This window comes from Rummeliibacillus pycnus, assembly GCF_044359855.1.
In the GTDB taxonomy this organism is placed as follows: Bacteria; Bacillota; Bacilli; order Bacillales_A; family Planococcaceae; genus Rummeliibacillus; species Rummeliibacillus pycnus_A.
Genome location: NZ_CP132291.1, coordinates 944,464 through 965,486, shown reverse-complemented (window position 1 = coordinate 965,486; position 21,023 = coordinate 944,464). Strand labels below are relative to the sequence as shown.

The 21,023-nt window shown below is 31.8% G+C and carries 25 protein-coding genes and 2 pseudogenes; 19 read left to right on the top strand and 8 right to left on the bottom strand.

Going from position 1 to position 21,023, the window contains the following annotated elements; genetic code table 11:
- Positions 1–286 precede the first annotated feature (286 nt).
- Both Q8X41_RS04740 and Q8X41_RS04735 read left to right on the top strand, forming a co-directional pair.
- Complete coding sequence (locus Q8X41_RS04740; protein ID WP_397539109.1) at positions 287–667, top strand: hypothetical protein; 381 nt, start codon at positions 287–289, stop codon at positions 665–667.
- A gap of 110 nt (positions 668–777) precedes the next feature.
- Complete coding sequence (locus tag Q8X41_RS04735) at positions 778–1,008, top strand: hypothetical protein (RefSeq protein WP_397539108.1); 231 nt, start codon at positions 778–780, stop codon at positions 1,006–1,008.
- Between the two features lie 161 nt (positions 1,009–1,169).
- Here Q8X41_RS04735 and Q8X41_RS04730 read toward each other — a convergent pair whose 3' ends face one another.
- The gene (locus Q8X41_RS04730; protein ID WP_397539107.1) at positions 1,170–1,619 is read right to left on the bottom strand and encodes a DinB family protein; all 450 of its coding nucleotides are present in this window, start codon (positions 1,617–1,619) and stop codon (positions 1,170–1,172) included.
- Between the two features lie 667 nt (positions 1,620–2,286).
- On the opposite strand from Q8X41_RS04730, the gene Q8X41_RS04725 reads away from it, so the two are divergent.
- The 6 genes from Q8X41_RS04725 (at position 2,287) to Q8X41_RS04700 (ending at position 7,762) form a co-directional block, all read left to right on the top strand.
- Positions 2,287–2,868: a hypothetical protein gene (locus Q8X41_RS04725; RefSeq protein WP_397539106.1), complete on the top strand. Its 582-nt coding sequence runs from the start codon at positions 2,287–2,289 to the stop codon at positions 2,866–2,868.
- Between the two features lie 240 nt (positions 2,869–3,108).
- On the top strand, positions 3,109–3,528 hold the full coding sequence (locus Q8X41_RS04720) for a DUF4181 domain-containing protein (protein WP_397539105.1): 420 nt from the start codon (positions 3,109–3,111) through the stop codon (positions 3,526–3,528).
- Between the two features lie 215 nt (positions 3,529–3,743).
- Positions 3,744–4,421: a hypothetical protein gene (locus Q8X41_RS04715; protein WP_397539104.1), complete on the top strand. Its 678-nt coding sequence runs from the start codon at positions 3,744–3,746 to the stop codon at positions 4,419–4,421.
- Positions 4,422–4,851: 430 nt separating this feature from the next.
- Positions 4,852–5,847, top strand: a complete 996-nt coding sequence (locus tag Q8X41_RS04710) for a hypothetical protein (protein WP_397539103.1) — start codon at positions 4,852–4,854, stop codon at positions 5,845–5,847.
- 853 nt (positions 5,848–6,700) lie between these two features.
- Positions 6,701–6,880 (top strand): hypothetical protein, encoded by a 180-nt coding sequence (locus tag Q8X41_RS04705; RefSeq protein WP_397539102.1) that lies wholly within the window; start codon positions 6,701–6,703, stop codon positions 6,878–6,880.
- A gap of 147 nt (positions 6,881–7,027) precedes the next feature.
- The gene (locus Q8X41_RS04700; protein ID WP_397539101.1) at positions 7,028–7,762 is read left to right on the top strand and encodes a hypothetical protein; all 735 of its coding nucleotides are present in this window, start codon (positions 7,028–7,030) and stop codon (positions 7,760–7,762) included.
- 629 nt (positions 7,763–8,391) lie between these two features.
- Here Q8X41_RS04700 and Q8X41_RS04695 read toward each other — a convergent pair.
- Positions 8,392–9,147 (bottom strand): SH3 domain-containing protein, encoded by a 756-nt coding sequence (locus Q8X41_RS04695; protein ID WP_397539100.1) that lies wholly within the window; start codon positions 9,145–9,147, stop codon positions 8,392–8,394.
- 83 nt (positions 9,148–9,230) lie between these two features.
- On the opposite strand from Q8X41_RS04695, the pseudogene Q8X41_RS04690 reads away from it, so the two are divergent.
- Positions 9,231–9,745: pseudogene (locus tag Q8X41_RS04690) on the top strand (uridine kinase).
- A 174-nt stretch (positions 9,746–9,919) separates the two neighbouring features.
- On the opposite strand, the gene Q8X41_RS04685 reads toward Q8X41_RS04690, so the two are convergent.
- Complete coding sequence (locus Q8X41_RS04685; protein ID WP_397539099.1) at positions 9,920–10,348, bottom strand: hypothetical protein; 429 nt, start codon at positions 10,346–10,348, stop codon at positions 9,920–9,922.
- 490 nt (positions 10,349–10,838) lie between these two features.
- On the opposite strand from Q8X41_RS04685, the gene Q8X41_RS04680 reads away from it, so the two are divergent.
- On the top strand, positions 10,839–11,228 hold the full coding sequence (locus tag Q8X41_RS04680) for a DinB family protein (RefSeq protein WP_397539098.1): 390 nt from the start codon (positions 10,839–10,841) through the stop codon (positions 11,226–11,228).
- A gap of 609 nt (positions 11,229–11,837) precedes the next feature.
- Positions 11,838–13,200: pseudogene (locus Q8X41_RS04675) on the top strand (IS3 family transposase).
- Between the two features lie 133 nt (positions 13,201–13,333).
- Here Q8X41_RS04675 and Q8X41_RS04670 read toward each other — a convergent pair.
- The 3 genes from Q8X41_RS04670 to Q8X41_RS04660 form a co-directional block, all read right to left on the bottom strand.
- The gene (locus Q8X41_RS04670) at positions 13,334–13,807 is read right to left on the bottom strand and encodes a hypothetical protein (RefSeq protein ID WP_397539097.1); all 474 of its coding nucleotides are present in this window, start codon (positions 13,805–13,807) and stop codon (positions 13,334–13,336) included.
- A gap of 226 nt (positions 13,808–14,033) precedes the next feature.
- Positions 14,034–14,231 carry a YwbE family protein gene (locus Q8X41_RS04665; protein WP_397539096.1) on the bottom strand — a complete coding sequence of 66 codons (198 nt, stop codon included), beginning with the start codon at positions 14,229–14,231 and terminating at the stop codon, positions 14,034–14,036.
- Positions 14,231–14,425 (bottom strand): hypothetical protein, encoded by a 195-nt coding sequence (locus Q8X41_RS04660; RefSeq protein ID WP_397539095.1) that lies wholly within the window; start codon positions 14,423–14,425, stop codon positions 14,231–14,233. Before Q8X41_RS04660 ends, Q8X41_RS04665 begins: the two co-directional genes overlap by 1 nt.
- Positions 14,426–14,907: 482 nt before the next feature.
- Between Q8X41_RS04660 and Q8X41_RS04655 the strand changes: the two genes are divergently transcribed.
- The 4 genes from Q8X41_RS04655 (at position 14,908) to Q8X41_RS04640 (ending at position 17,131) form a co-directional block, all read left to right on the top strand.
- Entirely contained in the window at positions 14,908–15,246 is a 339-nt protein-coding gene (locus Q8X41_RS04655) for an ASCH domain-containing protein (RefSeq protein ID WP_397539094.1), read from the top strand.
- Positions 15,247–15,749: 503 nt separating this feature from the next.
- On the top strand, positions 15,750–15,950 hold the full coding sequence (locus tag Q8X41_RS04650; protein ID WP_397539093.1) for a cold-shock protein: 201 nt from the start codon (positions 15,750–15,752) through the stop codon (positions 15,948–15,950).
- Positions 15,951–16,075: 125 nt separating this feature from the next.
- The gene (locus Q8X41_RS04645; RefSeq protein WP_397539092.1) at positions 16,076–16,402 is read left to right on the top strand and encodes a hypothetical protein; all 327 of its coding nucleotides are present in this window, start codon (positions 16,076–16,078) and stop codon (positions 16,400–16,402) included.
- 336 nt (positions 16,403–16,738) lie between these two features.
- Positions 16,739–17,131: a DoxX family protein gene (locus tag Q8X41_RS04640; protein ID WP_397539091.1), complete on the top strand. Its 393-nt coding sequence runs from the start codon at positions 16,739–16,741 to the stop codon at positions 17,129–17,131.
- Positions 17,132–17,535: 404 nt separating this feature from the next.
- On the opposite strand, the gene Q8X41_RS04635 is transcribed toward Q8X41_RS04640, so the two are convergent.
- Both Q8X41_RS04635 and Q8X41_RS04630 read right to left on the bottom strand, forming a co-directional pair.
- Positions 17,536–17,733, bottom strand: coding sequence for a YwbE family protein (locus Q8X41_RS04635; RefSeq protein WP_397539090.1), 198 nt, complete (start codon positions 17,731–17,733; stop codon positions 17,536–17,538).
- Positions 17,733–17,927: a hypothetical protein gene (locus tag Q8X41_RS04630; protein WP_397539089.1), complete on the bottom strand. Its 195-nt coding sequence runs from the start codon at positions 17,925–17,927 to the stop codon at positions 17,733–17,735. Before Q8X41_RS04630 ends, Q8X41_RS04635 begins: the two co-directional genes overlap by 1 nt.
- A gap of 407 nt (positions 17,928–18,334) precedes the next feature.
- On the opposite strand from Q8X41_RS04630, the gene Q8X41_RS04625 reads away from it, so the two are divergent.
- From Q8X41_RS04625 to Q8X41_RS04610, 4 genes are all read left to right on the top strand, one after another.
- Positions 18,335–18,631, top strand: coding sequence for a hypothetical protein (locus tag Q8X41_RS04625; protein WP_397539088.1), 297 nt, complete (start codon positions 18,335–18,337; stop codon positions 18,629–18,631).
- Positions 18,632–18,932: 301 nt separating this feature from the next.
- Positions 18,933–19,484 carry a GNAT family N-acetyltransferase gene (locus Q8X41_RS04620; RefSeq protein ID WP_397539087.1) on the top strand — a complete coding sequence of 184 codons (552 nt, stop codon included), beginning with the start codon at positions 18,933–18,935 and terminating at the stop codon, positions 19,482–19,484.
- A 244-nt stretch (positions 19,485–19,728) separates the two neighbouring features.
- Entirely contained in the window at positions 19,729–20,031 is a 303-nt protein-coding gene (locus Q8X41_RS04615; RefSeq protein ID WP_397539086.1) for a hypothetical protein, read from the top strand.
- Between the two features lie 308 nt (positions 20,032–20,339).
- Positions 20,340–20,918: a hypothetical protein gene (locus Q8X41_RS04610; protein ID WP_397539085.1), complete on the top strand. Its 579-nt coding sequence runs from the start codon at positions 20,340–20,342 to the stop codon at positions 20,916–20,918.
- Positions 20,919–21,023: the final 105 nt, after the last annotated feature.

The following is a 21,023-nucleotide window of genomic DNA, read 5'->3' as shown; positions in this document are numbered from 1 at the left end:
TGTAGAATAATAGCTGAAATTGTGAAGGATTACACTTAATCTAACGGGGCAGTTTGCTTGAAGAGGAATATCATTAGAATGGAAGAAAAAATCGATAAATGAGGTCAAGGATAAATAAAAAATCTCCCCAAATACAGGTTTGAGAAGGATTTAATGACTACTTTACTTTTGAAACTATTGTGATTAAAATTATGTAGATATGATAATTAATTGTTATTAGGATGTGAAAATTATCGTTTTTTATTATTTTTTACTCGGGTTAGGTGCATTTTTAGTAATATTTGCTGTGTTTTATTTTATTTCGATGTATCGAGCGAGAGAATTAGAGTTTCTAGATACAGTAAAAATTCTTGGTGGCTTTCTACTAGGTGTTTTACTTTTATGGATGACTATTCCAAGTCTAAAATCTGTACTAATGAAGGACTATGATGTTGTTAGTGGAAAATGTACTGTAGAAATAACATCATCTGGTCGATCTACTGATTCAACCTTTAATATGCTTGATACAGATGAACAATTTGAGTTTCAGGAGATTCCTGATCTGAATGCTTACGGAAGATCTATACCTTATTATTGTGAGGTTACGGTGACAAAGGATCATATGTTTGGAATCGATTATAAAATTTACGATTTCAAGACAAGAAAGCTTGTTAATCCAAGCGATTAGCTTGTTCTTAGCAAAAAATTATAAAAATATTATAGAATGCTTATCTATACATATGATTTTGATAATGTTCTTCAGCTAACCGGTTACGTTAATAAATTTTGGAGGTTTTTATGAAAATAGAAGTAAAAGATGATGATAAAGTAGTAATTGATGGCTTTGAATTTTATGGTCATATTGAACAAGAGCAATTCTGTTCTAAATGCGAGTTTAATTTAGTATACAATGAAGATTTTGATGCATATTTTTGTCCTAAATGTAATTACTGGAATGAAGCCCAATGTAGTGACCCTGATTGTGAATACTGTCCGAACCGTCCTGAAAAACCATTACCTCACAAATAAGTTCTTTAACTAACGGGTGTTTTACTTCAATAACAATTTTCAATAATCGGGCGCAATTCGTGTAAAATGAATTGTGTCTTTTTTAGTTATCATCTTCATAAGTGGTATTGTTTACTTGAAGAAAAATGCGACATAGAGAGAGGGAGAAATTCCCCCTTTACTTAAAATAATGGTTTTTGAAATCCATTAATGCGTGCGATAACGGATATTTGTCCAACATGATATGCTTCATGCGTGTAAACATGATTAAACAACCAATTTAGTGTAGGTACTGAAGGTGGCGTCCATCCATCAGAAAACTTTGGAACTTCAACTAATTTAGTGAGTTGTGAATCTTCTAATGTATGTAGGATGTCATCTGTATAGTTTCTAATTTGAATATAGTTATCTAATATTTCTTTAGGCGAACAATCATCATTAAGATTTAAAATACAGCTCTGTTTTAGTCCAATTTCATTAACCCAATAGTCTTCGCTACTTGATATATGAGAAATAATCCAAGCTATATTATTTGGATAGAAAGCTGATTTCTTAAACCAAAATTCCTTATCAAGACTGTTTAGGTATGGTATCAAAGTTTTTCTAAGATCATTACGATATGGAAAAAGCAAGAAAAAACATCCTTTCTTGTATTAATATGTGTCTTATATTTTAAATGAATGAACATCCGATAAGAAGGGTTTTTAGAAATTATAGAAAAACTTTATTGCACAGTTCGTAGACATTATACAGTAGCTTATTCCATTATAGGGCGCAATTCAGTAGCAAGAATTGTGCTTTTTTTATGTTAATTAAGGGCCATATTGTTGAACAACACCTTGAAGAAAGATGGTATCTTTGTTTATATTTAGAAGAGCTTTTGAAGCAATATACATAAAATATCAGCAAGATAGCTGAAGCAAGAGCAGAGAAAAATTTAAAGTGGATACTACAAAAGAGGTGTATAAATATGGCTATCATTTTTATAGCTGTTTGGCTTGGTTTGACTATTCCTATCCTTTTATCCCTTATTCTAGGTTTGCTAAAACCGATAGTAACGGCTGATAATACTGGGATAAGTATGATAATCATTACTTTACTAATAGCCATATTGGACAGTTACATTGGACTAAAGATATTTAATAAAATCCAATTATGGCTAGAAAAACGAAAAAGATATTGACTTTTATGGAATATATATCTGAAAATGGTGTAATTTTAGATGATGAATGGGGTAAAGAGTTTTAATTAAATGTTTTCCTTAATTAACAGGTGCATTTTAGAGGGAGTAGGTATTAAATGGAATTTTATTTATTAAAAGATTATTATGGTGAAGGATTTACAACAGCTTATTGGAATAAAAAGGAAACTGTTAGGTATATATGTGAAAAATGTGAAGGAATTAATAGTCAAAATAATGGTCCGCTTGTTATCTCTTTTGAGGGAAAAGGGGATATTGCTGACTATTATCGAATTGTAAAATGGCACACTGTAAGTCCAAAATTCATGCAAGTTCTTATAGATAACAAGATAACAGGTATTCGATTTAAAGATATTCTCATAGATGATGAAAAGGGAAATTTACTAACTACAGATTTAAAACAATTAGATGTTTATGGAAGATGTGGACTTCTAACAGATTTAAATGGAGAGGAAATACCTAATTGCCCAGTCTGTCATAGAGTCACTCCCGATAACCTTGAAGGAAAAAAAGGATTATCAGTCAACTTAGATAAATGGGATAAATGGGATGGTTCAGACATGTTTTACTATGCTAATTGGGAAGGAAATATCATTGTGACAGAAAAAGTGAAGGAAATCATTGAAAGAAATAACATTACGAATATTTATTTTGTTAATATACATTCGTATGATTTATGAATCGCATTTGAGGATAGTAATATTCCACAATCGGGCGCAATTCTTGAAAAAGAATTGTGCCTTCTTTAGCTAAAGGGCCATATAATTGAACACCAACTTCTTTATGAGGCTGTAAATTTATGTTAACATTTAGCCGAGATTGTAAATTAATGTGCCTAAACTATCGAGACAGGCTAGTTGAATACTTATTCTTTTTTTAAACGCTAAGTTAGACATACAAAAAAACTGTAGGTGGATACGATGAATAATAATGGTTCTATAATAATTTTAATACTCATTGCTATATGTGTTGTCTTTTTTGCTTTTGATTTTTTTATGAGGAAGCTATTGAAAGTCGAGAACAAAAAATGGTTTTCATATAATCATATCAATCATTTACATAAGATAGTAGATTGGGCGATTCGAATTACGTTTACGGTATTAATATTAGCGAGTACATTTTATCGAATTAATATTGATTCCACAGAAATAATCTGGTATTTAGATGTATGGTTTATATTAACAATATTTATAATTATATCAGAGTCTGTCAGGGCCTTTATGGAATGGAAATATGAAACTAATCGTAAGGCGTATATTTTAACTATTTCTGAAATGGCACTCATGATTGTTGTATTAATTTCAATAGTGAAAACGAATTTTTTTAATTTATTAATCTAACGGGGCGTTAGTTAAAGAAGAATTCATGATTTTAGGTTTGGGAACTTATTATAGTTATTCAATTATCGGGCGCTTTTCCAAAATAAAGGAAAGCGTCTTTCTTCATGAAAATTGCGCGATTCTTCAGTAAGAATTGTGCTTTTTCTTAATGTATCGGGGCATTTAGCGGAATAAGAAAACATCTTAGGGAACACTATCAATGAGGTGTTGAACAAATGAAAAGATACGTAATTTTTATACTGGCATTAATTCTTGTAATTTTCCCTAATAAAGCATGGGCAACAATTAAAGGGTATGATAAAGTCGCGACGTCAAGTAAGAATGATATAACTATATATGCCAAGAAAATCGATGATTTATATTATGACTTCAAAATTGACTTTAAGGGAAGGATTGCCTCAAGACCTTTTTGGTTAAGCGTTGCTAATAACCCTGCTTATGCCCCAAAAATTATATATGAGGACATAAACAGAGATGGAAAGAAAGAGTTAATCATAATTTTGAACCAAGGTTATGGTACTGGAGTTTCATTAGAAGAAGTTTATGTTATTGAGGTCGATAATAATCGATTTGGTGAGGTGCTTGTTGATAATCCCCTTGCAGTAGTATTGAAAAATGCGAAAACCAGCTTAACACCAACTGAAGCGAAAATAAGTATTGGAGATAAGAATTATCTTGTAGATATAAGTTCAGTAGGTATCAAGCCAGAGAATGTATTTAAAGATATAGTTTTTGGAGGCATTATTAAGTATGAAGTAAAAAACAATCACCTAATCGCTAGGTTAGCTGCTCAAGTTTCTCCTGCACACTCTATTGGTGAAGTTATCATTACTTATGAATATCGTGACAAAATGTATCAAGCAAAATCAGTGGATTTTCAGCCCTACAAATAAAGATTGTGAAGTATTGTACTCACGCTTACGGAGTGTATATCTTCAATTAGAAATCATAAATAATCTTCAACAATCGGGTGCAATCCTTGAATAAGGATTGCGCTTATTTCTATTTCAGGGCCATTTAATTGAATAAACACCTTAGAAGAAAATCGGATATTTATGTTAAAATTTGGGTGATATTGTGAAAAAGTGTACTTAAACTAACGGGGCAGGTTAGTTCAATAAGGAATATCCAGTTCAACCCAATATATAGAGTTAATGACGGGTGCTTAGTTAAACAAGACCATCATTTAGATGATCTTTTACGTCTCAGACATCAGGTAGATTTCCGCTCATTACAATTATCATCGTTAGGAAATGGTATGATGAAAATAGATAATAATTGTTTAATTGAGATTACTTAAATTCATAATTAGGAAGGTGAAATATGTATATTGAAGAACCCGAATCTAAAACAAAGTGGGGCATTGCTCTAATCGGTAATATCAGTATAGTCGAAAAAAGTGCTGATTACTTTGGAACGTATCGACACTTTTATTTTTGGTGCGATGATGATTATGATACTCCCTCTTTTACTCCGATTTTAAGTTCTCCTCATGTTGACGTACTAGAAAAGGACGATGCTCATCGAGCAGCAAAACGATTAGAAGTTCTCCTTCTTATTTTTAATGGTATTCAAGCTACCTTTGAAAATGGTACTCGTAAATCACAAGGGGGAATTACAGAATTTGAACATAATAGGGTTAGAGATCATTTTAATTTGAAACCTAAACCTAAAAATCCAGAAGAAAAGTCTCCAAATAATAATTTTGAAGAAGATGATTTTGATGTTTTTATGGAGGAATTAAACAATCCTTTCGATCCGCATGTTGTCAAATACATACGAAATCGTGAGCCTATCATTAAAACACAAGAGGGCTTCATGATGGAGATGGCCATTGACGACGATATTTCTAGAAATATTTTAATATGGCGTTCTTTATGTGAAGACGATAAAATTCATTTCATTACAAATGCATATAAGATATATGATGCTGTTAATTATTTTCTAAATAAAGATGAAAAATATGAAGAAAATAAAAAAAATCCCCAAATGCAAGAATTAATTAAGCAACATAAGATTATGCAATCTAACAAACATTTCATGAATACTTTTAAATTTGCTGGTTTGCTTTCACGTCACGGATATTCAAATCATGTTGCCCCCGCTAAAGCTGATCCAAAAGCAAATTTGAAAAAATTGCGAAGTGATTTAAACAATTTAGTGTTATCTTGGTTTAAATATTGGCATGATACAAAAGAAGTCCATCAAAAAGAAAAAACCGATGCTTTGAAAAATGTTATGGAAACAACTAAAAAAATTCACCAAGAAGCTGATGAAATTCTCTTGAAACTTAACAATTCATTTAATATTCACAAATAATCATAAGGTTCGTTACAACTATTTAGTTCTTTAGTAAATGAATGTTTAGATAGAACAGAGGAATTATTTTGAATTAGTAAAAGAGCTTGTTCAGCAATCGGGCGCGATTTTTGAATAATTGTTTAACTTCTTCTACAACTAAAAGGGGAGTAGGTTAATGGAATAAACAGGTATTTTAGGAAGGTTGTAGAAGTATATAGAATATGAGGATCATTTAAAGAAAGGACTAAATTTTAAGGAGTTGAAAGTGTGATAAAGAAATACAGTCTATTTTATATATTTAGTATTGTAATCGGGTTATTTATAATGAATGGAATACTTAAATGGTTAAATATCCCAACGTATGACCAATTACTTGAAATGATACTGGGGAAATCGAATACTTTAAATGGAGTTATAGCAATAACAATTTCAGGCTTATTAATTTATATAATCATAAAAGGCATACCTAAACTAAAAAAGTCTATATAGTGGTGTAGCTTTAAATAGAAGAATCAGTTACACATCGAGGTGTGATTATGAAATTAAAAAACAAAAGACACATTCAAAGTATTTATAGAAAGCAATTACAAGAAAAGAAAGAGTTCGAAAGAGATTTTGTAATTTTTCTGATTTTGATGTTGATAATTGGAGGGGTTATTATCATTGATTCATATATTGGGGATCCTTTTAGGTGAGCGACTTATAGAAAATCCATTTGCATCACTTCTATATTACCAATATTAAACAATCGGGTGCGTTAACAATTGCTAATGCAAATGGATGTGGAATTTATATAAGATGGTCTTTGATAAGCCATACTGGACAGGTTTTCAATGTTAATAAGTAGTAATTAAAGGAGAGAAAAACAAAGGTGTCTGGTTTCCTACTTGCAAAAATACTTGGCGGTCTTGGATTTGTGTTGATTCTAATCAAAATTTTATTCTTTAAAACAGAGAAGAAAAAAGATGATAAGTATCTAATTTTCACACTTCTTCTAATTATTATTTCTGTTAACATTTCCATCTGGGTTATTGCAGCAACTAATCCCTAAAGGAAAAAGAAAGGAGGAACCGTTATAAAGTAACGGGCAAGTTAATGCAAAAATAAATTCCGTTAAATTGGTAATAATATTACAATTTACACTAAAGAATTGGGGTTATAAAGTAAGATTTTTGAATAAAAGATGTAGGGGGGAGTTATGGCAACTAAAAAATCATTAAAGTTAATGTTACCAATTATTTTTATAAGTTCAATATTATTGGGTTGTTCCTTCAACAAAACTGATTTTGAGGGAGTAAAAGGTGTTGGCTTAACTTATAGTGAGTATTTTAAGACCTACGATGGGCTTGACGAGAGGCAAAACATTAAATATTACAAGCCTGTTCCAATTGATGAGGTAGAATCATCTTTATCAGAACAAGTTAAAAAGGCTATAAATACGATTGATTCCAATAGGTTACCTTTCACAGTTGATGATGAGAAAGTGTATCTTATAACCTCCAAAGACGAGAATGGTAAAATAAAGAACCAGGTTCAGTTAAGCTATCTCAGCAAGTCAGAGTATAACGAAGTAGATAATTTTTTTATCATTTCTGTAACAGAAGTCGATGAAAATCCACTTAAAAAATATGATATTTCGGATAAATATGATTCAGTAGGAAACGAATTAAAAAAAGAAATTTTAACAGAAGATTTACCAATTTACCAGCAAGTAATTACGACAGATAGTGCGTTATTATATACCTATTATGATTATGATGTAACTAAAAATAGCATAGTTACCGTTGGGACGGCGGCGAATGAATTTTATGCTTATTACAATGGATACATTTATCACATAGGTTATTTAATTGATAAAGAAAAGAATAACGAGGAAATGCAAAATAAGATGCTTCATTTGACCCGTGAATATATCTTAGGAAACTCTTTGTGAAAAGTTCTACTTAAACAAATGGGGGCTTATCTTCAATAACGGTCTTCAACAATCGGGCGCGTTTGTGGAATAAGATTCATTTTTCTTCTTCAACTAATGGGTGTTTTTTAGAGACATGAATGAATTTTATCAATTAACCGCCTGAAATAACTTGACTACCATTTTGACTACCAGAGCGTATCAATTGGTATGAAATCATATAATATTTTATATGGAAATTAGCCATACATTGAGTTAATAAGAATATAAAATAGGAAGAAACTCGATTATACAACAGTAGTTTAATCAACGGTAAAGAATTAGTTAGATTCTTAAAATAGTTAAAGATCTTATCGGAAACCCAGAAGATTTACTTCTAGAAGCTTAATCTAAATGCTTTAAAGAACCTATCGCTTACACTCAGACCACACTTTGATTAGGGTGGTTTTTTATTGTTTTGGCTTTTTGACCACCAGAGCTTTTTTATATGGCTCATTTAGGTAATTTAATTTGTATCTTTTAGGGTGTGGATGTTTAGCTAAACTACAATCGAGTAAGTTAATGCATCTATATTGGAATCTCAACGAAAGACCCGTAGTCCATCGTGGATACGGGTCTTAAATAATTGTAGAACTTATTTATGAAATGGACTATTTCAATTTTACAAGTGTAAAGCCATAATAAGGGTCGATACATTGGATACGACCGACAATCGGTGAATAAAAGTTAGTTGTTTTACCTTTTTTAATAGCAATAACATTATCAAACGTACCGGCATTAGTGTAAATAGTAGCTTTCGTATTCACAACTTTATAACCTCTTCCGAATTCCTGATTTTTCTTAACTGGATATTTTATTGTTAATTGTAATGTAAATTCTTCCCCAATTCCTGTATATAGACCTCTACTCGTTTCAAATTCAAAGTATCCCCAAGGCGTTGGGTCTTGATTGAAAATCCAAGTATTGATGATGTCGTAATTTTTCTTAACGAAATTGGTTGTAATCGTATCTCGGTGATCATAGCTGCTAGGTGTTAGATCTTTATACGTATATTTTTTTGATGTATTCATCGTGTAGCTTGTGTACTTTTTATTTGGCTGAGGTTTTGATTTTTCTAAATACTTTGTTTGGATATACCCACGCAAGTTTGTCGTGTAAAGCTCCGTCCATTGTCCCTTTTTCTTTCCTGTAATCATAACTGCATCACCATTTTGTACTTTTGTATAGCTAAATGAAGATGACTTTGCCTCGGATTTAATCGCAATGGCTTTACCACCAGACACTTTTACATAACGAAGAGATGTAATTGGTGCTTTTTTAGAAGCGGCCTCAGTTATCAGCAATGTAGGCGAAAAGATAGTAAGAGCAATAATAAATGATAACAAATACTTGAATAATTTCTTCATGAAAACCCTCCTTTATTACACTATATTACCTTTTTAGGAATGAAAAGTAACCTATATTTATATTATTCGTGCAGATAGTGGCTTTGCAACGCCCGAACTGTACAAATTACGTTATAAATGAAATTTCTAAAAAGCAATCTACACTCTTAATCGGGATAGACGGTTGTGGAGGTTCTGGAAAAAGTACTTTTGCTGATAAAATAAAAGAAGAATTTTCTAATGTAACGATTGTACATAAGGTTGATTTCACCTTCCTTCCTCTCAAATTATAAATACACATCCACCCAAAAAACTATTGGTGCTTATTTTGATTGGAAACGTCTTTTAAATCAAGCCAAGAAAAAGAGGGATATTATCAACGGTACGATTGGGACACGGATAGCTTAACAGAATGGCATATTGTTCCTGTTGGTGGCATTGTAATAATCGAAGGTAAATATTCTATTCGAAAAGAATTAACAGATAAATATGATTTCAAAATATGGGGTAATTGTCCAAGAGAAAAACGTCTTTCAAGAGGTCTCGATATAGACGGAGAAGAAGCCCGTGAAATGTGGGGGGAAATAATTGGATAATTTCAGAAGATATTTATGTGTAAAAACATAAGCCTTATGAAAAGGCAGATAATGTTCCTGGACTAAGTAAAAGAGAAGTTTTTCAACTAACGGGGGCTTTACTACAATAAGGGTAGGACCATTAATGTGTTCCCATCCTAATGGAGAAATATGTTTCAATAATTTTTCATTAGGATGGGAATTAAATAACTATAAAACTAATCTTTTTTAACTGTATATCTAACTTGTTTAAAGGTCACTATATCTCCATCTTCAATATCATCTATAGTTTGCAAAAGTTGAACTTTTGGCTTGTAGTCAGTCCTATGAGCATCTTTGATACCATTAATGTCAAGTTTGTAGGATTCATCATTTTTTATTTTTTGTTCAAACACTTTTTTATTGGCAACAAAAATAAAGGTCACTTTATTTTCATCAATTCCCTCAGTCATAAATTCTAATTGATTATCTTTTGTTGTAATCGTTGGTGTTAATAATTCAATACTTCCGTTTCCAGTTTCTCGTTTAGTAGCAATTTCAATAGCGGCTCTATCACTTGAATCTAAAGAATCTTCTAAAATATTTGAACATCCGAATAATATGATTCCAGCAAATATAATAAAACTTAATCCAATTATCTTTTTCATAAGAACATCCTCCCCAAAAAAATTAGTTTTCGTCAGTCGTCAGTAAGGGAATGAATTGTCATACCCTACTCGTTAACGTAGAACATAGATAATAAGGTGTAAACTTCTAACAATTATACCATAATGAGATGGGTTATATTTTGGCATTTTGACGGGACCCCTATATAGATTATTCTTATAATTAAATTATAAAAAAATGTACTTAAAACAAGGATGGAGAATTATATCATAAGTAAATACGATCCTTTAGTAAGATTTTCTTTTCTTCTTCAATAGTTGAAGAACGAACTTCCATAATCGGTCCAGATTGTGGAATAAAAAGGGAGGAATTTCAAAGAGTGAAGAGAATACAGAGGATATGCTCTAAGCCATGTGACATGGAAGTTAGGGAGTGGTCAGGCATAATTTCAAAAAAGGATGGATTCTACTTCCGGCATTTGTCAGTAAAGTTCTTTACTATATTAGAAGATAGATGGAGGAGGAATGTTAGATGAAAAAACATCATGCTATACAGTTATATGATTATCATGTTTGGGCGAATAACAAATTTTTCGGAAGATTAAAGGAATTGCCACAGGAAATTTATGATCGGGAACTTCAAAGTATTTTTACCTCGATTGCGGAGACTCTTGTTCATATTTATACGACAGATACACTTTGGCTTGGTGTGATGCATGAAAAAAGTATGGATGAGATTCAAGCTTCCATCGCTCAGGCACAAGAGAAAACAAAGAATAAGGGTTTTGAGGAAATGGAAATGTTGTTTCATCATTTGTCACTGGAGTATCAAGAATTACTTAACAATGAAAGTGATTTGGATAAAGAGATTTTCCCTAAACATCCTAAATTCGGACGTTTAGATACTCATTTTTCAGAATAGGTTCAGCATATAGTCAACCACGGAACGTATCATCGCGGAAATCTTACGGCAATGATACGTTAAACAGGGTTACCCAAGTGTACCTACTGATTATGTTTTCTATCTTTATGAAATCAGCTCAACAAAATAGTTTTTTATTTATATTCAGTTTGAAGATGATAAACAAAATATTTTTTCGCAAACAGGCACTATCCTTGAACAAGGATAAGCGCTCATTTTTCATTTAAGGGCCATATAATTGAACAACACCTTTAAAGAAATATGGATGTTTATGTTAAAATTCAGGTGAGACTGTGAAGATATATACTTAAACTATTGGGGCAGGTTAAAATCCAAATCCCATATGCTCCACAAGCGATAATGAAGAGTGGGTTAAAAAAATATTAGCTTTCAAAATTGGACAATGCAACTTATGATATATGATTTAACCTAAGCATTAATTGTATCAACTTTTAACAAATCAAAAATCATATTGTTGATTTGGAATAAAGTTTGATTAAAAAGTTGCTGGAAATACTCATTTCATCATAAAAAAACCCATATCTTTTGAACACAGATTGAACTGCCCCGTAAATGTTAGACACTAACTAACATTTACGGGGTGTTTTTATGACTAAATTTACAATGGAGACAAAATTAAACGCAGTGAAACGTTATTTAAATGGAACTGAAAGTTATAAAAAGATTGCAGAAAGTATTGGTTCAACCAAATCTCAAGTTATCAACTGGGTAAAATTATTTGAGGCCCAAGGAATGAATGGTTTTGAAAAAGACTATACAGCTTACTCTGTTCAGTTTAAACTAGACGTACTTAATTTTATGAACGAAACAGGCGCTTCTCTTCGAGAAACAGCGAGTAATTTTAATATTTCTTCTCCAAGTACAGTTTATAAATGGGAATGGTTATTAAAAACACAGGGGCTGGATGCGCTAGAACCAAAGAAAAAGGGGCGCCCTCCAATGAAAAAAGAATCGAATAAGATGCAATCAAAAGTTGTAGTATCAGATGAAGGCTCGCTAGAGGCTTTACAAGCAAAGATAAAGCGTTTAGAAATGGAGAACGCCTACTTAAAAAAGTTAAATACTTTAGTTCAAATGCAAGAAAAATTACAAACAAAATCAAAGCGCAAGTAATAGTTGAACTAAAGCATAAATATGACGTTGCGGAGTTGGTTAAAGTCGCTGGCATTCCCCGTAGTACGTATTATTATTGGGAAAATCGATTAGATCAAACTGATGAATACGGACAAGTAAAAGAAGCAATTAAAATGATTTACCACGAACATAAAGGTCGTTATGGTTACCGTCGTATAGCTAAAGAATTGAAGAAATATGGTTATACTCACGATCCTAAACAATTAATAGTCTAATGAATCAGATGGGCTTAAAATGTCTTGTACGTATAAAGAAATATCGTTCTTACAAAGGGACCGTTGGTCGAATCGCACCAAATCTATTACAACGTGATTTTAAGGCAAAGAAAATGAATGAAAAATGGGTAACAGACGTTACGGAATTTCATCTATTCGGAGAGAAACGTTATTTATCACCTGTGTTAGATTTGTGTAATGGTGAAATCATTGCGTATAAAGTGATGAGCCGTCCTGTTTATCGACTTGTTGGAGAGATGTTAGATCAAGCTATTAATCGTCTTCAACAAGGAGATCAAGTAATTCTACATTCCGATCAAGGATGGCATTACCAAATGAAGAAGTATCAGAAGACCCTACAAGAACACCACATTACGCAGAGTATGTCCCGTAAGGGCAACTGTTTAGATAACGCCGTCATTGAAAATTTCTTTGGCTTGTTAAAATCTGAACTTCTTTATCTTCAGGATTTTGAGAGTATGGAACATTTTGAACAAGAACTACATGATTATATCGAGTATTATAATCACAAACGAATGAAGGCAAAATTAATAGACCTAAGTCCAGTAGAATACCGAACTCAGGTCTTAGAAGCTGCCTAAACTATTTGTCTAACTTTATTGGGTCAGTTCAGATTGATCAAAATGTATGGGTTTTATAATTCAACTTACGAAAATTATATAAACAAGATTGATAACTTTGGTAGGTAAATAATTTTAAAATAACCCCATATAATTAAATTCCACCATGATATAAAATATATTGTGGGTTTTGTAATTCTTCTACAAAGTTTAAACAAAGGTCAATATTTTTTAATAACTCTAAACGATCAAATTGATATTGGCTATCTAAATCATGAAAAAAAGCTTCAGGCATCTTTTCAGCAATAACCCTCCACTGTAAAAACATAGCCCTTAATTCTTTTATCGAATATTGATTAAAAATAGTTACACCAAAGGAATTGAATCCTTCATCTTTAGGGATAAGGTTTTTATAGGGTGCTTCCTCATATCCTGGATTAATTGAAGGAACTTGATAAAACAAATTATCTTCAACACCTATTTGGCTATCTATATAATCAATTACATCATCATGAATGATTGCACTTTTTATAGTTCTTCCATAAATCGTATCATTATCTTCTTCTATATTAATGTATTCAGGTAATTTTATTAATTCAAAATCATGAACACACCCCATACCACTCATAACAATCTCCTCCAATCAAATATTCAATTTTTTATTATAACATATAAACAAAAGATGGTATGCTATTCCAATTCACACCATCTCTAAAGAAAATTCTTATCAAATGGGGGAAAAGGAGCGATAATTTCAAACCCGTACCTATCTGAATGAACAAGTATAAATTGAATAGAAGAAAATAATAAAAAAGCATTCAGAGAACTGTCCCTTGAATGCTTTTTCGCTACTTTTAATTAGAGTGAATTACCTGTACCCTTCCAATCTGTCCATCTTTTAGTCTAACTTTAATACCGTGGGGATGGGTGCTCGATTTGGTAAGAATATCTTTCACGATACCTCTGGTAAGCTTTCCCGTTTTTTGATCCTTTTTTAAAACAATATCAACTGTCATATTTGGTAATACGTCTTTCCGATTTTGACCGTTCATTAGCCACCTATTTTTCTGCGCGTACTGGTTGCTTTTTTCGCTTGCTGGCTTTTCATTTTTTTTGTTGAAAGGTCGGCATTCAGTTTCCCTTTATTAGCGGAGGACTGGTTCTTTTTGTTTTCAAGTTGCTGCTTCACTGCATCTCGCAGGCTAATTTTCTTTTTTGGTGCTTCGGATTGATTATTTTCGATCATAGGAAATTCCTCCTTTTGAGTATGATATTAACTCCAGTATAATCTATTTTCGCTTATTTGTGAAAGAATGTACTTAAAGTAACGGTGGCTTTAGTTGAGCAAGGTTCAATTAGATTTTTTATATGAGATGAATAAAATTTATTCAGACCTGTTATTGTTCTCAAAAAACCTCTTAACCTGAATATCAAATCCAAGCAGAAAATCCCTTGAACCCTTGATGTAAACGGGTTCAAGGCGTTTTTTATTGTATCCTATTGGAAAGGAAAGTGAGATTAACGCTACAACTGTTAAGAAGGAATTTTAGTTTTTCTTGTGAATGTTAAGTGATAATAAAGTTATTCCATTAAAGGGCCATATTGTGGAATAAAAGCTTTTATGCAATGTTGTAAAATGACACTTTAGGAGTATTTTAAATTCAAGTTAAACTGTTATAAATTTTCATTTATAATAAAAAATAGAAATGTATATGTGGAGGGAAATGAGTGATACATCAAATGGCTTTACACGAAACATATTTCGAATCAATCAAAAAAGGGCGAAAAAAGGTTGAGGTTCGATTAAATGATGAAAAGAGAAGAAAAATCAAAGTAGGTGATTTGATTGAATTTATTAGTGTTCCTAATCAAGATGAATCACTAACTGTCAGAGTAACTGAATTAAGAACATACAATACATTTAAAGAAATGTATCAGAATATCCCTTTTAAAGATTTTGATTGTGATGGATGGACAATGGACGAGATGATCAAAGGGACTTACGACATATACACTCCAGAGCAGGAAAAAGAATGGGGAACATTAGCGATTTCGATTGAAATTTAAATAGCATGAAAAAAACTAAATAAAGTATGAGTATGCAAATAAAGAAGAAATAACGTTCCCAAATAAATGTTAGGTAATACACCAGAGAGGTACGAATGTTGTTAAATAAACGTTTGTGCCTTTTTGCGAGGACAATTGTTTTTACAGCTTTTTATGCAAAGGTAGTTGAAAAACGATCTTCAACAATCGGGCGCGATTGTGGAATAAGAGTAATTTGTCTTCTTCAATTAACTGATGTTTTATTAAAGGATACTGTTCAACAATATCCCCCCTCAACCAATTGTGGAAGATGGGGGGTTCAATTCTTTTGTAATTGATCAAAATGATATTAGACAAATGTGTATTTAGACTATATAATGACATAAAAAAGGCCTTTATAGGAAAAAAGTTGAATTCGCATATTACAAAGAGTAATCGTGTTTGTTCGGTACTTTTTGTAATATGTGAATTTTTTTCTTTTAAAAAGCTTATATATTAATAATTTTTTAATGGAGGTCATTTAAATGACACAAGGTACAGTAAAATGGTTTAACTCAGAAAAAGGTTTCGGTTTCATCGAAGTTGAAGGCGGAGCAGACGTATTCGCTCACTTCTCAGCAATCCAAGGCGACGGTTTCAAATCTTTAGAAGAAGGTCAAAAAGTTGAATTCGAAGTTGAAGAAGGCCAACGTGGACCACAAGCTGCAAACATTGTAAAACTTTAATTTTTAATTAGTTATTTTTAGAAGTATCTAGAAAACTAGAGGAATCCTTACAATAAGGGTTTCTCTTTTTTATTTAGTTCGACTCCAATATCTATGTACATAAAATACGCAGTTCATATCCTTATATGATCTATCGTAATATGGAAGCATTAAAACTATCAGCATCATTGAAGGTAGTAAAAATGGGAGATACGGCATCAGATATAAAAGAGGCAGTTAATGCAGGTGTTTGGGCAATGGGTGTCGTGATTGCCAGCTCTGAAATGGGATTAAGTTTAGATGAATTTCATGATCTATCCGAAGAGGATCAAGCGAAAGTGATTTCTCAAACAGAAGAATCCTTTTTACAAAATGCAGCGGATTTTACCATCAAATCGATGATCGAATTGCCACAATTAATCAAAAAAATCAATCACCTTATTTCAGAAAGAAAAAGACCTTATGATAAATAAGTTTAAATAGTAAGAGTCAAAAGGTAATCATCGTTAGGGAAATGATTATTCAGTATTGGCAACCGTGAGCAAACCGTTATTACAGGTTTGGCTCTTTTTTATTTCTCGATAGAAATTCTTTTATCATCTTTTTCAGAATTACACATTACAATGTCTTGATTCAACTTCTGTTGATTAACTTTAGGACTTTCACCTTTTATCAACAAATTTTGGAGAGTGATAGGCACTTAACCAAAAAGAGAATAATACTTACTTGACGTAACTATGTTATTATTGTATAGTTAGTTACGAAAAGTAAGTTGTTAATTATTTGATATTTTTGGAGGGGAAAATTTAGTGAAGAATTACGAATTGGGTTCATTTATTTTACGTGTAGTATTAGGTGTTTCTTTTTTAACACATGGAATTTTAAAATTTAGTACAGGTATTGCAGGTACAGCAGGTTGGTTTAGCAGCATTGGATTACCTGGATTTTTAGCATATATTGTTGCTGTTATTGAATTAGTTGGTGGCATAGCGATGATTCTTGGAATTGGTACTCGTATAGTGGCAGTATTATTTGCTATTGTGATGTTAGGCGGTATTTTTACTGTAAAACTTTCCATTGGGTTTGTAGGTAATGGACCAATGGCAGGTTGGGAATTAGATTTAGCCTATTTAGCTATGTCAGTATATTTCCTTCTTAATGGCAGTGGAAAATATGCATTGTTCACTAAAAAGAACGGCTAATAAATAAATGAAACTTTTGAAGTTTCCGACATTACGGGTCTTGGAGTTCTATAAAAAGTAAAACCATCGAATAGAATGAAAATGAAAAAGATAAGTGAGCACATTTTAACTTTGCTCTTCTATCTTTCTTTTATAGTCTTTTTAAAAATGAGAAAATAAAGTAAATGTATTATGAATAGGTGTGTGTTTGGTATAAAAACAAAGCCCTGATTTAGAAAAATCGAGTTACTAACAACGATGATGAAACACTGTAAGGGGGAAAATTCGCACTTACAGTGTGGAGTACCGAAAAGGAAGCGATAATTTCAAACCCGTACTTATCTGAAGAATAAGTTATAAATTGAATAGAAGAAAATAATAAAAAAGCATTCAGGCAACTGCCCTTGAATGCTTTTTCACTACTTTTAATTAGAGTGAATTACCTGTACCCGTCCAATCTGTCCATCTGTTAGTCTGACTTTAATACCGTGGGGATGGGTGCTAGATTTAGTAAGAATATCTTTCACGATGCCTCTGGTAAGCTTTCCCGTTTTTTGATCCTTTTTTAAAACAATATCAACAGTCATACTTGGTAATAAGTCTTTCCGATTTTGACCGTTCATTAGCCACCTATTTTTCTGCGGGTACTGGTTGCTTTTTTCGCTTGCTGGCTTTTCATTTTTTTTGTTGAAAGGTCGGCATTCTTTTTTCCTTTATTAGCGGAGGACTGGTTCTTTTTGTTTTCAAGTTGCTGCTTCACTGCCTCACGTAGGCTGATTTTCTTTTTTGGTGCTTCGGATTGATTATTCTCGGTCATAGGAATTTCCTCCTTTTGAGTATTATATTAACTCTAGTATAATCTATTTTCGCTTATTTGTGAAAGAATGTACTTAAAGTATCGTGGGGCTTTAGTTGAGCAAGATTCAATTAGATTTTTTTATGGGATGTATAAAATTATTCAGACCTGTTATTGTTCTTATAAACCCCCTTAACCTGAATATCAAATCCAAGTAGAAAATGCCTTAATATAAAAGGATTCAAGGCGTTTTTTTTGTTGTATCCTATTGGAAAGGAAAGTGCGATTAACGCTACTTCTGCTAAATTTCTAACGTGCATCCCAAGTTATTCCATAAAAGGGTGCTATCCTTGGATTAGGATAAGCGCTCAATAAGCACTCATTTTTTATTTAAGGGCCCTATATTCCCATTTCCAGATAAAAACACATTGCCTTGTGAAAAAATAATTGATTTAAAAATAATCAAAAAAGATTTTTCAGCATTCGAAATTGAAACCAATGCTCCCCAAGATTTATGGTCTAATGGAATAAATGTTATGCCTGAAAATAAATTCATAAAAATTGCAGAAGATTTTATTAAGAATTGCAAGCTGCTACAAAAAGAAAAGATTTATATAGTTTCCCACGATGGTACCATAACTGCTTATCGTCAATTAATTTCAGGTCAGAGTTTATCTAGAAAAGATTTCTTACCAGAAACAGGATGGTTTCAAATTACTTGTTGAACTATCGGGGTTCTTTACTCCAATAACAATATGCAACAATCAGGGCCATATTGTTGCATAACAAGTATGAAAAATTGTAAGATTTTTACTTTAACTAACGTGGCAGTTTAGTAGAAGAAGGATTGTTTTTAAATCAATAAAAAGGAAGTAAACCTATTTTTGGGAATTTTATTGCTAAAAATTTAATAAATCATTAAGATTAAATTATCAAAAAATTAAGGGGCTGAGGTATTGCGTACGGTTAGAGATTTATCACATAACGGTGAGGTATATAAAACTAACTACTATTAAGGAGATTCACATGACAACTATTAATTCTAATCTTTTTTACGGGAATAGTGTAAAACTTTCATTACCTAGAGAAGAAGACGTTGAAATTATGCTGAAGTGGGGAGAAGATTCTGAATATCTTCGTAATGTAGATACAGAAATAGCCCTTCCTAAAACTAAAGAACAATTGGTTTCAGAAGGAAAAACGGACTTAAATGAAGTGTATTTCCGACTAAGAACAATTGATAAAGATCGTTTAATTGGATTTGTTGCTATTCATAGTATTGAATGGAACAATCGTACGGGACTCTTGTCCATAGGAATTGGGGAATCTTCTAATCGAAATAAAGGTTACGGATCAGATGCTTTGAAGCTGATACTTCGTTATGCTTTCCATGAATTAAATTTGGATCGAGTTGGTTTGGAAGTTATTGAGTATAACAAAGGTGGAATAAGAGCGTACGAAAAGGTTGGTTTTCAAAAGGAAGGTAGAAAAAGGTCGGTAGTATATCGGGACGGAAAAAGATATGATGTTATTGTTATGGGAGTCTTGCGCAATGATTGGAAGGCTATCCAGGGATAGGATAATATGGGAAAATGATATAGTGAAATATTGCACTTAAACTATCTGTCTTATTTACTTCAATAACGATATTCAACAATCGGGCGCTATCATTGAAAAAAGGATAAGCGCTCATTTTTCATTTAAGGGCCATTAACTTGAATAAAAATTCCCCACAAATAAATCGAAAACAACTGTTAAATATAGATAAAATTATGAAATAATGAATTAATAGGACGTGTTTAGTTTATAAGGGAGGGGGATAATGATGTTTCGAGTAACTTTGGAATTAATTCGGATTACAGCAATTTTTTTGATTCTTGGCGGCTTAATGGGTGCTTTTATAAAATTAGTTTATGGAAGTTTTGGAATAAATGTTGATAATACCAATGGAGGTTGGATGGTGGGTATATCTATTCTTATAATAATTTTTGTATTGTATAGAAATAGGCTCCAATTTTCTGGGTTTTATAAAGGAGAACATAGAGTAAAACTTCCAAAAATAATTAGTGCTTTTCTTATTTTTAGTTCAGTTTTAATGCTAATCTTTGCCCCTTTATTTCATTAACAGGAGTTTTAACAAAACAACTGAGAAACTATCGTAAGCATTTTTTCAATATTCAATAATCAGGCGCTTTTTTAGAAATAAAGGATCAGCACTTATTTTCACTTTAGGGCCAGATTGTTGAAGAAGACTTCCAAACAAAGCTGGATATTCATGTTAAAATTTATATAAGATTGTGAACAAATGTACTTAAACTAATGGGCAGTTTAGTTCAAATAGAAGAGCGAAACCTAAAAAATAATATTAGCCCAATCACTTATTGATATAAATTGGAATAGAAGAAGTTAAATGAATTCTCAGTGGAGGTAAAAATGGAATTTTACGTATTGAAAGATACTGATGAAAAAGGGTTTAGAATAGCATATTGGAACCAAAAGAAAACTATTAAGTATATATGTGAAATTTGTGGAGGAATTAATAGTCAAAATGAAGGCCCTCTTGTTATCTCTTTTGAGGGGAAAGGAAAATTGGCTGACTATTATCGAATAGTAAAATGGCACACTGTAAGTCCAAAGTTTATAAAAGTTCTTGTAGAGAACAAGATAACAGGTATTCAGTTTAAAGATGTACTCATAGATGATGAAAAAGGAAATTTACTAACTACAGATTTAAAGCAATTAGATATTTATGGAAGATGTGGACTTCTAACAGATTTAAACGGGGAGGAAATATGTAATTGCCGCCAATGTCACAGAGTAGTTCCAGGTAATCTTTCTGGAAGAAAAGGATTATCAGTCAACTTAGATAAATGGGATGGCTCAGATATGTTTTACTTTGATAATTGGGAAGGTAATATCATTGTGACAGAAAAAGTGAAGGAACTTATTGAAAGAAATAACTATCCGAATATTTACTTTGTTAATATTCGTTCGTATAAGTTTATATGGTAGCCTAAACTTGAAGAAAACTTAACAATTAAAAATGAGAAATATTAACCTGAAAATATTAAAAAATATAAACAGCCTTAGAAGTAGGAACATATTACAATTACTCAA